The organism is Sulfitobacter sp. (assembly GCF_039977885.1).
Lineage (GTDB): Bacteria > Pseudomonadota > Alphaproteobacteria > Rhodobacterales > Rhodobacteraceae > Sulfitobacter.
This window is the reverse complement of the sequence record NZ_JBDWCI010000003.1, coordinates 67,951-81,967: the sequence shown is the minus strand read 5'-3', so window position 1 is coordinate 81,967 and position 14,017 is coordinate 67,951. Positions and strand designations below refer to the sequence as shown.

The window sequence follows — 14,017 nt, the reverse complement described above, 5'->3', positions numbered from 1 at the left end:
CCCTCCCGCCCGATAAAGGACCTGCCATGTTTGACCTTCTTATTCAAAACGCCACCCTGCCAGACGGGCGCAAGGGCATCGACATCGGCATCCGCGACGGCGCCATCGCCGCGATTGAGCCTGCCTTGGACGCGCAAGCCGGTGAGGTGATTGATGCGAAAGGTCTGCTCGTCAGCCCGCCGTTTGTCGATCCGCATTTCCATATGGACGCCACCCTGTCGTTGGGGCTGCCGCGCATGAATGTTTCGGGCACGCTTCTTGAAGGCATCGGCCTATGGGGAGAGCTGCGCCCGATGCTGACCCATGAGGCATTGGTCGAACGGGCCATGCGTTATTGTGATCTGGCGGTGTCCAAGGGATTGCTGGCGATCCGTAGCCATGTGGATGTCTCCGATCCGCGCCTTGTCACTGTTGAGGCAATGCTGGATGTGCGCGAACAGGTCGCCCCCTATATTGATTTGCAATTGGTGGCCTTTCCTCAGGACGGGTATTACCGCGGGCCGGATGCCCAATCCGCACTGGAGCGCGCGTTGGATATGGGCGTGGATATCGTGGGCGGCATCCCGCATTTCGAACGCACAATGGCTGATGGCGCACGCTCGGTCGAGGCCCTGTGCCGGATCGCTGCAGATCGCGGGTTGATGGTGGATATGCATTGCGACGAATCCGACGACCCGATGTCACGCCATGTCGAAACACTGGCCCAGCAGACGGTACACTTTGGCCTGCAAGGGCGCGTGGCGGGATCGCATCTGACGTCTATGCATTCAATGGATAACTACTATGTCTCCAAACTCATCCCCCTCATGGCCGAGGCGGATTTGCGGGTCATCCCCAATCCGCTGATCAACATGATGCTGCAAGGGCGCCATGATACCTACCCCAAGCGGCGCGGTTTGACGCGGATTGAACAGCTGATGCAAGCGGGGCTGACAGTCGGCTTTGGGCAGGATTGCGTTCTTGATCCGTGGTATTCCATGGGCAGCGGTGATTTGCTGGATGTGGCGCATATGGCGGTCCATGCCACGCAAATGGGATCGGGTGCTGATAAAACCGCGTTTTTCGAAGCGGTGACCACCAACTCGGCCAAAATCATGGGGCTTGAGGGCTATGGGCTTGAGGTAGGTTGCCATGCCGACATGGTTCTGTTGCAGGCCAAAGATACCGCCGAGGCGATCCGCCTGCGCCCTGCCCGCCTCAAAGTCATCCGCCGCGGCAAGGTCATCTCGCAAACGGCCCCTGCGATATCACAGCTGTCCCTTGAGGGGCGATCACCCACGGTAGACCCATCCGACTATGCGCCGCTGCACCCTTTTTGATCAAATGATTAAAAAATCGCGCCAATAGCGCCTCACAGCCACCTAGGCCCATAGTCTTCTTGACAGAGTGTATAGCGAAGTTCCCACTGGGTGCTGTACCAATCTGAATAATACATGACGCAGACCGCGCCAAAAGGAGCTATCCACGATGACACGGAATTTGATCAATCGCCGCCGCCTGTTGAACACCGGTGCCACTTTGGGTGCCGCCACGCTGTTTGCACCCTCGCTGTTTGCACAGACCGCACCGGTAAAGGTCGCAGGTATTCACGCCTCCCCTGTCGAGAACGCGTGGAATTCCGTTTTACATGCCGCCATGGTCGCAGCAGATGCGGAAGGCGTTATCGAATATACCTTCTCCGAAGGGGTATCAGGCACGGATTATCCCCGCGCCATGCGGGAATTCGCCGAGGCCGGAAATGTGCTGATCGTCGGTGAATCCTATGCGGTCGAGCGTGAGGCCAGGCTTGTCGCCGCCGACTACCCCGATACCTCGTTCCTGATGGGCTCATCCGGTGAAGCAGCGGGCGACAACTTTGGTGTTTACGGCACGTGGAATTTTGAAGCGGCGTATCTGGCGGGCATGTTGGCAGGGGCGATGACCAAAACCGGTACGGTTGGTTCCGTGGGTGCGATCCCCATCCCCGAGGTGAACATGCTCATCAACGCCTTTGGAGAAGGCGTGCACGCGGTCAACCCCGAGGCCAAGCATCTGGTCAGCTTTATCGGGACCTTCTTTGATCCGCCCAAGGCACGCGAAGCAGGTCTGGCACAGATCGACGGGGGTGCTGATATCCTGTTCGGCGAACGCATCGGCACTGCGGACGCAGCACAAGAGCGTGGCATCAAGGCAATTGGATCCCTGATTGATTACACCTCTCGCTACCCCGAGACCGTTTTTGCAAATGCAATGTGGTCCTTCCGCCCGCTTCTGGATGCTGCATTGGCGGATGCAACCTCGGGCAAGCCTGTGGGCAAGAACTATACACCGCTCAGCTTGATGAAAGATGGCGGCAGCGACATCAGCTTTGTCGCAGATGAGGTCCCCGCCGAGGCATTGGCCAAGATGCAAGAAGTCCGTGCGGCCATCATCGCCGGTGAATTCGAGGTTGCCCGCAACTTTGACGAGCCTGCCTGATTGACTGAATGAATGACCAACAAGGATATGTCGCGTGCCACAACGGCACGCGACGCCATGACTGCCTGCGATGGCTCTGCACCTGACGACGCAACCGCATTGGCTGCGGCGATTTCTGCCGGGGCGCTGAGCGGCGAACACGCTATGAAACTCGCCCGTGCCAGCGCGGCACAGTTTGACGATCTCGGCACGATTTGCTGGCTTGGCTCTGAGGCTGCCCTTCCCGAGGGCAGCTTGCAAAACGCGCCGTTCTCTGGTGTGCCCATGTTGGTCAAGGATTTGGGCGGTCCTTTTTCCGGTATTCCCATGCGCGCAGGCTCTGCCGCGCTTGGCGGTTCATCCGCTGATGCTGATAGCGACCTTGCGGTGCGGTTTCGCGCTGCGGGGTTTCGCCCTTTTGGCGCGACAACTGTGCCCGAATTCGGCCTGTCCCTGTCAAGTGAGCCTGCGGCCGGTCCTCTGTGCCGCAACCCGTTGGACCGCACTTTGAGTGCCGGTGGCTCATCAGGGGGCAGTGCGGCGGCTGTTGCGGCAGGAATTGTCCCGCTTGCCCATGCCACAGATGCGGGCGGGTCAATCCGCGTGCCTGCGGCAGCCTGCGGATTGGTTGGCCTCAAGCCATCACGCGGCGCGGTTCCGGGCGGACCGGAGTTTGGCAACCATCTGGGTGGCATCGCCTCAGAATTCGCGATCACCCGCAGCATAGGCGACGCCCGTGCATTATGGCCTTTGGTGACCGGAACCGCGCGCGGCCCCTTCCCCGACCCTGCCCCGTTGCCCGATCAGCACCGCCTGCGCATTGGCTATGTCAGTGACACACCCGGCATTGCACCTGCGCGCGCCGCAGCGCTTGAGGATGCGGCAAAGGTCTTTGCGGATGCGGGGCATCTGCTGTGCCCTCTGCCCGCTCAACGGCTCGATGACATCCGCCGCATCAGCGCGCAGGCGTTTGACCGTATCATATCGACCAACCTTGCCCTGTCAGCCGAAAACGGGTTGGACCTCTCACGTTGCGAGCCACTCACCCAAGCCTTTGCCCTGCGGGGCAGCCGGTTGAATGCCACGGCACTGTGGTCTTCGCTTGAGGCCGCTGTGCGTGCCAGCCACGCCCTGTGGCAGCTGTTTGACGATGTGGATGTATTACTGCTGCCCATGCTGTCGCATGCGCCACCACCCCTCGGGTCCTTCCCGACCGATCATAGCGACCCCGAGCTTCAGCTTGCCCGTATGGAGCAATTTGCCCCTTATGCGGTGCTGGCCAACGTCACGGGCGCGCCCGCGCTGACGCTCCCCTTTGGAACCGATGATGCGGGCCTGCCGCTGCCTGTCCAGATGATCGCACCCCTTGGCGGGGATTTGCGTCTGCTCGGTCTGGGTGCGACGTTGGAACAGCACAACCGCTGGCAGCATCCTTTTTCTCTTTTCGGAGGTGCGTTTTGACCCCTGTTCTGGAACTTGAACATATCACCAAACGCTTTGGCGCGGTGACGGCTAATGACGATGTATCTTTGCACCTTCACAAAGGGGAAATCGTTGCGCTATTGGGCGAGAATGGCGCGGGCAAGACCACGCTCATGTCGATCCTGTTCGGCCAATACACAGCCGATGCAGGCGTTGTGCGTGTCAATGGCACGGCCCTGACTCCGGGCAAATCCCGCGCCGCCATCCGCGCAGGCGTGGGCATGGTCCACCAACATTTCGCCTTGGCCCAGAACCTGAGCGTGCTGGAAAATATCATGATCGGCACCGAACCCTTGTGGAAACTCCGCTCGGACCGTGCAGCGGGGCGGGCCAAGCTGATGGAACTGTCCAAACGCTTTGGTCTGGCCGTAGACCCCGAAGCGCAGATCGCCGACCTGTCTGTGGGTGAATGCCAGCGCGTGGAAATCCTCAAGGCGCTGTATAATGACGCCGAAATCCTCATTCTGGATGAACCGACAGCCGTTTTAACCGCGCAAGAGGCCGAAGGCCTGTTTCACACCCTGCGCGAAATGGCGGCCAAAGGGCTATCGCTGATCTTTATCAGTCATAAATTACATGAGGTCATGTCTGCCTCAGACCGTGTGGTCGTCCTGCGCGGGGGCAAGTTGGTCGCCGAGCGCGAAACGCAGGCCACATCAAAGCAGGAATTGGCCGCCTTGATGGTAGGCCGCGAAGTCAAACGCCCCGAACGCCCCCCCGCCAAGGCCGGTGCCGTGCTGTTTGAAGCCGACAATGTCACCTTGCGCAGCGCCCCTTCGGCTGCGCTGCACGGGGTTAGTTTTCGCCTGCATCAGTCGGAGACGCTGGGCGTGATCGGCGTGTCCGGCAATGGGCAGACCGCGCTCGCGGGGCTTGTGTCCGGGCTGTACCCTTTGGACAGTGGCAGCATACGGATCAAAGGTGCGCACCCCGCCTGCCATGATGTGCCCAACGCCATCGCCGCAGGGATCGGGCGCATCCCCGAAGACCGCAACGTCGAGGGCAGCATCGGCGATATGAGCATTTGGGAAAATACCATTCTGGAACGCGTCTGGTCACCCGAATTCTCGGCCTTCGGGGTTGTAAAGCGCAAGGCGGCCATGGCCGCGACTGAAACCATATTGCGTGATTATGATGTGCGCGGTGCCACGCCGGATCGCCGGATCAGGCTGCTGTCAGGGGGCAATATGCAAAAGCTGATTTTGGGGCGCGTGCTGTCGCCCGATCCCGATATTCTGGTAGCGGCGCAACCGACCCGCGGCTTGGACGAAGGCGCCATTACCAGCGTGCACGAACGCCTGATCGAGGCGCGCGGGCGCGGTGCGGGGGTTTTGTTGATCTCGGAAGATCTGGACGAGGTCATGGCCCTGTCCGACCGGATTTGTGCCATTGTCGACGGACGTTTGTCGCCCGCGATCCCCGCCGCCCAGGCCAACGCACAGCTGCTTGGATTGATGATGGCAGGCGATTGGAGCACCGCCGCAACACTTCAATCGCAGGAGACCCGTCATGCGATTTGAACGCCGCGAGCATTCCTCGACCATGTTGAACATATTGGCTCCGATTGGCGCGATTGCCGCTGCGTTGATCATCGCGGGCATGTTGATCGCCATTGCCGGCGCCAATGTGTTCGAAGCCTACGCGCTGATCGTGAAAGGTGCCTTTGGGTCGCGATTGGGGTTTTCCGAGATGTTGACCCGCGCCACCCCGCTGATCCTGACAGGCCTTGCGGCTGCGGTAGCGTTCCGCGCGCGCCTGTGGAACATTGGCGCCGAGGGGCAGTTTTATTTAGGCGCTTTGGCCGTCGCGGCCTTTGGTATGATCCCCGCAATTGCCAGCCTGCCTGCCCCGCTTGCTATTTTCCTGTGCTTATGTGCCGGAGCCATTGCGGGTATGGTCCTGCTCTTGCTGCCGTTGGGCCTGCGGTTGAAGTTTGGCGTAGATGAGGTGGTGACCAGCCTGCTACTGAACTTTGTCGCGATCCTTTTTGTCTCGATGATGGTTGAAGGGGCTATGAAAGACCCGCTTGCCTTTGGCTGGCCGCAATCGGTGCCTGTGCCTGACAATACGCTGCTGCCCAAATTGATGGAGCGGACCCGCCTGCACGCGGGCCTGTTATACGCCCTTGTTGCGGCCATCGTTGTTTGGTGGCTTCAGGCGCGCACTGTCTTTGGCCTGCGTGCCCGTGCGGCCGGGCTTAGCCCGCGTGCGGCGGCCTTTGCGGGGGTGCCTTTGGGCCGGACCCTGATCACAGTGGCCTGCCTGTCAGGTGGTCTGGCCGGTCTGGCCGGTGCCATCGAGGTGATGGGCGTGAAAGGCTATGTCAGCACCGATCTATCGCCCAGCTATGGGTATTCCGGCATCATCATCGCCATGTTGGCCAATCTCAACCCCATTGGTGTCATTGGCGCGGCGTTATTCTCGGCGGTGATGTTTGTGGGCGCGGATTCCATGTCGCGGGCGCTGGGAATTCCCAGCTATATCGCAGACGTCACTGTTGCGCTGTCGCTGTTGACCATGTTGGTCGCGCTGTTTCTCACCCAATACCGGATCCGCACATGAGCATTCTTGTAGATATTCTTAGCTCCATCGGAATGTGGGAAGCGGTTTTGCGCATTGCCACACCGTTGATTTTCGGCACGCTCGGGGTGCTTTTATGCGAACGCGTGGGCGTTTTGAACCTCGGGGTCGAGGGCATCATGACCTTTGGTGCCATGGCAGGTTGGCTGACCGTGTTCTCGGGGGGCGATCTGTGGCTTGGTGTGTTGGTGGCGGCCCTATGCGGTGCCGCCTTTGGCTTGCTTCACGGGCTGATGACGGCGGTTCTGGGGCTTAGCCAACATGTGACGGGCCTTGGTATAACGCTGTTCGCCTCCAGCTTTTCCTATTTCATCTTTCGGTTGGCAGTGCCTACCTCATCCTCCCCGCCGACGATTGTGGCATTTCAATCCTATCCTGTGCCGGTTCTATCAGACATCCCGTTTGTCGGTGCCGTGCTGTTCAACCAGACGCCGCTTACCTATCTGGCCTTGGCGTTGGTCCTGCTGATCGCCTTTGTGTTGTACCGCACGCCGCTGGGCCTTGCTGTACGAATGACCGGTGAAAACCCCCATGCGGTGGATGCACAAGGAATTGATCCCATCAAACTGCGGATTTTCACGATCATGGCGGGGTCTGCGTTAATGGCTGTGGGAGGCGCGTTCCTGACCTTGTCGGCGTTCAATTCATTCTTCCCGACCATGGTGCAGGGGCGCGGCTGGATCTGTGTGGCTTTGGTGGTGTTTGCGCTGTGGCGGCCGGGGCGTGCCCTGTTAGGGGCGCTGCTATTTGCCTTCTTCGATGCCTTTCAGCTCCGGCTGCAAACGGTGGTGGATGGCATCCCTTACCAGCTGTTTTTGATGCTGCCCTATATCCTGTCCATTGTAGCACTGGTTGTTATGGCGCGGCGTGCCCGAGTGCCCCATGCATTGATGCAACCCTATCGCCGCGGGGAACGTTAAGGCGCAAACCTTGGTTCCGGAGCTGCCCCGATACGCAAAGGGTGCGCAACCTGCGCTGCGCACCGCCTTGTGGTTTATCTGGCACTGATCAAATCTTGCCCAAAGGCCAAAAGAACGTCTCGCCCGAGCTGTCATCGACGCCGTCGTTATCCGTACTGACCCATGCGCTGCCATCGTTGAAAATCGCCAGACCTTCGATCTTGTCCACCACATATCCGTTACCAGCCTTAAGATCGGGGATCAGGTCATGAACCGCCTGCTTGGTAACGACAGGCAATGACGTACCAAGGTCGGCAGGCTGCATTTGATCACCGGAAATGCGGTAGATCCTTTTGATTGCGGCATTGTCGCCAATCTGGTTGTCCCGCTCGATGACAAATACATCGCCTGCGTGGCTCACGATCTCAGACAGACCGACCCAGCCCTTATCGGAGGTCTCGAGCGGATACAAAACCCCGCCCCATTCGCCCGTGTCGATGGTATAGGAGACCAGCTTGACATGACCTTTTGGATCATCGGCCCATTCACGTTGCACGGCCATCCAAAGCGTCCCGTCTATCAGCGTGATCCCCTCGAAACCAAAGCGCCGCTCGACCGCGAGAAGCTCTTTGGGCAGGCTGATTTCTTTGTCGATCTCGCCCTTGCTGTTCACATGGTAGATACCATGAGGCACCATCCGGTCCGTGCGCCCCTCGGAGGCCAGCCAAAAGCCCCCCTCACCGTCCAGCGTGATACCTTCGAGGTCGAGTTTCTGCGCAGGAAAGCCCGCGCGGGTGACGGGCAGCGCATCGGTGATTTTCGCCGGTGACACAGTGCTGTCGATGGTAAAGATCGTAGGCTGATAACTATAAAAGCTGTCATTCACCGCATAGATCAACCCGTCTTCGCCAGCCACCATGCCCGATATCGCGCCCCAGCCGATCAATTCATCTGAACCTTTCGAAGTCAGTTGTGGATAGGTTGCGGGGGCGTCTTGGTATTCAAAGATCATTACGTGACTGCGGATGCCGCCGTCCTCGATCAGATCCGCCTCGTTGGCGGTCACAAACAACCCCCGTGACGGGATTGCGACGGCCCCCTCGGGGGCTATACCCGAGGGCAGCAGTTGCGTCAGTACCGGCACGCCGGGGTCGGTGACATCATAGACGGCAACAATTGAGGCCCGTTCCGCAAGAATGAAAACATAAGGCGTGCCACCAAAGACCGCGAATTCCATGCCTTCGGGTTCTGCCCCTTTCGCGTCCGAACGTTTGTCAGGGTAATGGCCCAGCTCGACGATGGCGTGCTCAAGGCTGTTGCCTGCCTCAAACACCTGCGTGCCGTCTTTGTCAAAGATCGTCCAGCCGCGTGCGCCTCCTTTCCAGTCGCCCTCATTGGCGATTGCAAAATGATCATTATCGATCCACTGCACACCGTCAGGTTCACGCAGCCGATTGTGCTGGCTTTGGGTAAAGCGCAACGCGCCGCGTTCATCGGTGGTGTCGATCTGGTCCAGATCAACGGAACCGGCCGAGAAATGGTTCACGATTTCGCCCGTGGGTGTCATCACGACGATATGGTTGTTCTCCTGCAAGGTGACGACAATTTCATTAGCCGCGTTCACGTCGACAAATTCCGGTTCGGGGTCATTCGGCGCGACATCGGCCAAGCCGTTGACGTTCACCTTGACCATGGTGTCGCAGGCCGGAACGCCGTCCTTGATGCCGACCGTGACCACATAGCCACCGGGCATCTGCCCCAAACCGCCATCCCCCAGATCTTCGTCGCGCTCGTTCTCGATCGCCACTGTGATAAAGCTGCCATCAGGCGCAATTGCGGTACTGTCGGGCTGACCGCCCAGATCGCAGGCCGCCACCTGTTGCAGAGTTTTCAGGTCGTATGCCTTCAACATGCCCGAAGGCTTTGTATAGCTTTCAGACGTATTCACCCCCGCCATGGCGATATTACCCAGAACAGAAACCGCTGTGGGTTCACCGCCTACGGCAATGTTGCCCTTCGCGACCGGTGCCGCCGGATCGGTGATGTCGATCACGCCCAACACACCAAGCGGGCTGTCGGAATAGACCAATGTCATCCCGTCCCCCGAGGCGCTGATAATCTCGGCCGAGGATTCCGCAGTCGGGTCCTGATTGTTGTGAAACGTTCCAAAGCTGCTGATGCGGTTAAAGTTCATGTCAGCTGCGGCACTTGTCGCGGTGATGGCAAGGGCCGAGGTCAGGCCAATAAATTTCAGGGGCATTCCAGATATCCAATGCAAACGGTTGATCCGTTATTCTTGATCCAAAACGTCACAACGGGGTGACAGTTTTGTAAACACAATACGAAAGCTCTTAACCGTTTCTATCCACTTGCAATCCAACAGGACTGGCCAATAGGTTGAGCACAGGCCCCCTTGTGGCCAATGCCGAAAAGGCAAAGATCGAAGACACATCATCCGCCCCCGAAATATGCCCCGCAAAAGTGAGATTTGCATGTCAGACAACAGCGCTCCCGATGATATTGCCGCACCTGCCCGTAGCACGACCCTGCAAGGCATGTTGCTGGGGCTTTTGTCCTTTGCCGTCTACGCCACCCATGATGCGGCCATCAAAAAACTCGGGCTCAGCTACTCGCCCTTCCAGATTGTTTTCTTTGTCGTTTTGTTCAGTTTCCCTGTGGTCGTGTTAATGCTGGTCACGGACTCGACACAGGCAAACCTACGGCCCCGCGCGCCGATGTGGACCTCTGTGCGCACCCTGTCGGTTGTGGTCGGCGGGCTTTGTGCCTTTTACGCGTTCTCTGTGCTTCCAATGGCCGAAGTTTATGCCATCTTTTTCGCAGCCCCCCTGATCATCACCGTTCTATCCGTGCCCATTTTGGGCGAAGTCGTACGCGCGCACCGCTGGGCGGCCGTATTTGTTGGCCTGATCGGAGTTCTTGTGGTGCTGCGGCCCGGCATGATCAGCCTAGAGCTGGGCCACATCGCAGCATTGGTGGCAGCGTTCAGCATTGCCTTGACGGCCGTGGTGATGCGCAAAATCGGCGCTCAGGAACGGCGCGAGGTTCTATTGCTTCATCCGATGCTGGCCAATTTCGCCATCATGCTGTTCTTCCTGCCCTTCGTTTACGTCCCCATGCCGCTTACCGATTTGGCGCTGGTATTCGGCGTAGCCGTGTTTGCGGTGATTGCCATGACGCTTATGATCCGCGCCTATACGCTGGCCGAAGCCGCGTTGGTCGCCCCCATGCAATACAGCCAGATCATTTGGGCTGCGCTTTTCGGTTGGCTGTTTTTCGATGAAAGCTCTGATCTGATCACTTTTGTCGGCGCTGGCATTATCATCGCAAGCGGCGCCTATATCGTTGTGCGCGAAGCAGGCGGTGCGAAATCGGCCAACAAACCAGTGCTACGCGGCTTGACGCGCCGGCCCGAAATGGGCGGGCTTCCCCGATTAAGCGTCGCCAATCCCGAGATGTCGCGCATGGTCGAGGATGAAAATCAGTAAAGCGGCCAAACGCGCTGGCCGTCTACCCTTTTACGCAGATACAGATCAGACAGTGCCGCCCAATGACCCTTCCAACGTGGCCAGTTCTTCTCCACCCGCCATCATATCCTGAAGCTCTTCGGGTGTGATCTCTCCCCTAAGGGCGGTGCCGTAGGTAGAGCCCCGGTTGAGGACCGTAAACCGGTCGCCCACCGCCATCGCATGGCGTACGTTGTGGGTGATAAACACCACTGAAACGCCCTGCTTGCGAACCTTATCAACGGTTGCCAGCACATTGGCCGTCTGACGCACCCCCAGCGCCGAGGTCGGCTCATCGAGGATCAGGACCTTGGCCCCGAAATGCACCGCCCGCGCAATCGCCACGGTCTGCCGTTCACCGCCTGACAATGTGCCCACCGCCTGATCAGGACCGCGCAGGTTGATCCCCATCTTGCGCATCTCGGCCATGGTGGTTTCATTTGCATGGTCATGATCAAAAAACCGCAGGCCGAATTTCGACACCATCGGCTCATTCCCCATAAAGAAATTACGGCTCACGGACATCAACGGGATCATGGCAAGGTCTTGATACACTGTCGCAATCCCTGCCGCGATGGCATCGCGCGGATCGGCGAATTGCATCGGTTTCCCTTCGAACAGGATCTCGCCCGATGTGGGTTTATGAACCCCTGCCATCGTTTTGATAAAGGTGGATTTACCCGCACCATTATCGCCCAGCAGGCAATGACATTCACCTGGATAAAAATCGACCGTGACCCCCGCCAGCGCAATGACCGAGCCAAAGTGCTTTTGGATGTTTCGCATCTGGATAATAGGCTGCATCAACGTTCTCCCGTGATCACGCGGCGGATATATGTGTTCAGAATGACGGCAAGCAAAAGAATGAACCCCAGAAAGACCCGGAACAGCGAGCTTTCTACCCCGGCAAAGAACAACCCCTGTTGCACCACCCCGAAGATAAGCGCACCCAATGCTGCCCCGATGACCGAGCCATAGCCCCCCGTCAAAAGCGCGCCGCCAATGACCACCGCAATGATCGCCTCAAATTCCTTAAGCAGGCCGCGGTCGGCACCGGCCGAACCGAACTCCATCACCTGACACACCGCAAAAACCGTGGCGCAAAAGGCGGTGAACATGAACATAAGGATTTTCACACGGTTGACCGGCACACCGGCATAGCGCGCCGCCTGCGCATCCCCGCCCGATGCATAGGTCCAGTTGCCAAAACGCGTGCGGGTCAACACGATATGCCCCAAAATAACCAGCCCGATGGCCCAGACCAGCAACATCGGGATGCCATCAACCACCGGCTGGCCCGCCTTGTTGCCCCGTGTGAACACATCAATCACACCCGCATCACCCAGCCATTGAAAGAACCCCTTAAAGATTGTCCCCCCGAATACCGAAGTCAGCCAATCACCCTCGCCCGCTTCGCGGATGCCGCCGATAATGGTTTTACGTTCAAGCGTTTGGGGAATGAAAATTGTGAACCCGCGCAGGATAAACAGTGTGGCCAAGGTGACAATAAAGCTCGGCAATCCCGTGCGCACCACAATATAGCCGTTTAGCGCGCCAAAGGCGATGCAGATGGCAAAGGTCGCCAGAATGGCCAGCCACATGGGCCATTGCAGCGATACGCCAAAGACCGCTACCATCATGCCTGCAAAGCCGATCATGGACCCGACCGACAGATCGAATTCACCCGCGATCATCAACAGGCAAGCCCCGACAGCAATGATCATGAATTGCGCCGATACGGTGGACCAGTTCATCACGCCTTGCGCGTTGAACATCCCCGAGCTGCCCGCGAACAGGATAAAGAAAGTGAAAACCGCAACTGTGCCAACCATCCCGCCTAACTCAGGGCGGATCAATGCTTTGCGCAGTTTTGACATTTCCCGAACGCGTTCGTCGGGTTGGATGGCATTTGACATGGAAGTCCTCTTGCAGGCAGTTATTCATAAAAAAGGCGGCCGCCGCATAGAGCGAGGGCCGCCTTGTCCCAGAAAAAGTTACCGGTATTCACCGGCGAATTTTTCCACTTTGGTCAGCCCCTCAGCGGTCACAAAGCCGGGACCGGAGTTAATGTTATTGCCCGGCAACACCCCGTAGCGGTCATAATTGGCGAGCACGACAACCGGCAGATAGGCCTGCAAGAAGGGCTGTTGATCGATCCCCCACTCGATTGTGCCGGCCTTGATCCCTTTGATGATTTCCTCACCCAGATCGAAGGTTCCGAAATAGATGTCACCGGCCAGCCCATTCTCGTTCAGCGCCAACAAGGTAGGGTCAGCGGATGTGGGCCCCAAGGTCAGGATCGCATCGGTTTCAGGGTTGGCCGACAGATAGGCCAATACGCGGTTCTTGATTTCGGAAGGGTCTTGGCCCGCATCAATCATCTGGTTGCCCAGATCGACACCTAGACCATCTGCAAAACCTTGGCACCGCTCGGTGGATGAGGGCGAGCTGATGTAGTGGTTCACGCATAGGAAGCTGCCTACACCGTCACGCTTTGCACGCTGGCCCGCAGCAAGCCCTGCATCATATTCGGGCTGGCCCACATACATCAACGCGCCGACTTCGACGGCCTGTTCCGGTGTGCCGGTATTCATGATGATCACATCAATCCCTTGATCGACCGCAGCCATCACCGGCCCTTTGAGGACATCATAATCGGACAATGTGGTGATGATGCCATCAGGGTTCGCCGCGGCGGCCTGTTCGATGATCCGCGCCATATCCGCGAGATCACCGGTCGGTGGATTGCGATATTCAACCGTAACCCCCATCTGGTCTCCCGCCAGCGCAATCCCGTTTTTCACCGTATTCCACCAGCTGTCGCTATCGGGCGCATGGCTGACCAAAACATAAGTCAGGTCATCGCCGTGCCCCTCCGCATTGGCCATCATTGGCGCAGCAATAACAGCCGCGGTCAGCATCAATTTATTAAAAACAGACTTCATTTTTTCCTCCCTGGAAGTTTCCCTCGTGGCCTTCAACAAAGCCCGAGTCTTTTTATTGAGATAAGGAAAACACGGATTCGGATATTTTGCAACCGGTTGCAAAATAAATCGAAAAATTTTGCACCTCCCCTTCTATTTTAATGCTACTCAC

At 58.2% G+C, this 14,017-nt stretch carries 11 protein-coding genes; 7 read left to right on the top strand and 4 right to left on the bottom strand.

Annotation, left to right across the window (positions count from 1 at the left end; translation table 11 throughout):
* The first annotated feature begins 26 nt into the window (after positions 1-26).
* The 6 genes from ABJM03_RS00955 to ABJM03_RS00930 all read left to right on the top strand — a co-directional run bounded on the left by ABJM03_RS00955 (position 27) and on the right by ABJM03_RS00930 (position 7,418).
* Positions 27-1,319 (top strand): amidohydrolase family protein, encoded by a 1,293-nt coding sequence (locus ABJM03_RS00955; protein ID WP_348414970.1) that lies wholly within the window; start codon positions 27-29, stop codon positions 1,317-1,319.
* Between the two features lie 148 nt (positions 1,320-1,467).
* Positions 1,468-2,457 carry a BMP family protein gene (locus ABJM03_RS00950; RefSeq protein ID WP_348414968.1) on the top strand — a complete coding sequence of 330 codons (990 nt, stop codon included), beginning with the start codon at positions 1,468-1,470 and terminating at the stop codon, positions 2,455-2,457.
* 12 nt (positions 2,458-2,469) lie between these two features.
* Positions 2,470-3,897: an amidase gene (locus ABJM03_RS00945; protein WP_348414967.1), complete on the top strand. Its 1,428-nt coding sequence runs from the start codon at positions 2,470-2,472 to the stop codon at positions 3,895-3,897.
* Positions 3,894-5,438: an ABC transporter ATP-binding protein gene (locus ABJM03_RS00940; protein WP_348414965.1), complete on the top strand. Its 1,545-nt coding sequence runs from the start codon at positions 3,894-3,896 to the stop codon at positions 5,436-5,438. Before ABJM03_RS00945 ends, ABJM03_RS00940 begins: the two co-directional genes overlap by 4 nt.
* Positions 5,428-6,480, top strand: a complete 1,053-nt coding sequence (locus ABJM03_RS00935; RefSeq protein ID WP_348414964.1) for an ABC transporter permease — start codon at positions 5,428-5,430, stop codon at positions 6,478-6,480. The genes ABJM03_RS00940 and ABJM03_RS00935 overlap by 11 nt, the downstream gene beginning before the upstream one ends.
* Positions 6,477-7,418 carry an ABC transporter permease gene (locus tag ABJM03_RS00930; protein ID WP_348414963.1) on the top strand — a complete coding sequence of 314 codons (942 nt, stop codon included), beginning with the start codon at positions 6,477-6,479 and terminating at the stop codon, positions 7,416-7,418. Before ABJM03_RS00935 ends, ABJM03_RS00930 begins: the two co-directional genes overlap by 4 nt.
* 88 nt (positions 7,419-7,506) lie before the next feature.
* On the opposite strand, the gene ABJM03_RS00925 is transcribed toward ABJM03_RS00930, so the two are convergent.
* Positions 7,507-9,657, bottom strand: coding sequence for an esterase-like activity of phytase family protein (locus tag ABJM03_RS00925; protein ID WP_348414962.1), 2,151 nt, complete (start codon positions 9,655-9,657; stop codon positions 7,507-7,509).
* Positions 9,658-9,889: 232 nt separating this feature from the next.
* Between ABJM03_RS00925 and ABJM03_RS00920 the strand changes: the two genes are divergently transcribed.
* A complete protein-coding gene (locus ABJM03_RS00920) occupies positions 9,890-10,903 on the top strand; it encodes a DMT family transporter (RefSeq protein ID WP_348414961.1) in 1,014 nt (337 codons plus the stop codon).
* A gap of 45 nt (positions 10,904-10,948) precedes the next feature.
* On the opposite strand, the gene ABJM03_RS00915 is transcribed toward ABJM03_RS00920, so the two are convergent.
* From ABJM03_RS00915 to ABJM03_RS00905, 3 genes are all read right to left on the bottom strand, one after another.
* A complete protein-coding gene (locus tag ABJM03_RS00915; protein WP_348414960.1) occupies positions 10,949-11,725 on the bottom strand; it encodes an ATP-binding cassette domain-containing protein in 777 nt (258 codons plus the stop codon).
* Complete coding sequence (locus ABJM03_RS00910; protein ID WP_348414959.1) at positions 11,725-12,837, bottom strand: ABC transporter permease; 1,113 nt, start codon at positions 12,835-12,837, stop codon at positions 11,725-11,727. Before ABJM03_RS00910 ends, ABJM03_RS00915 begins: the two co-directional genes overlap by 1 nt.
* A gap of 78 nt (positions 12,838-12,915) precedes the next feature.
* On the bottom strand, positions 12,916-13,866 hold the full coding sequence (locus ABJM03_RS00905) for a sugar ABC transporter substrate-binding protein (RefSeq protein WP_348414957.1): 951 nt from the start codon (positions 13,864-13,866) through the stop codon (positions 12,916-12,918).
* Between the last annotated feature and the right edge of the window lie 151 nt (positions 13,867-14,017).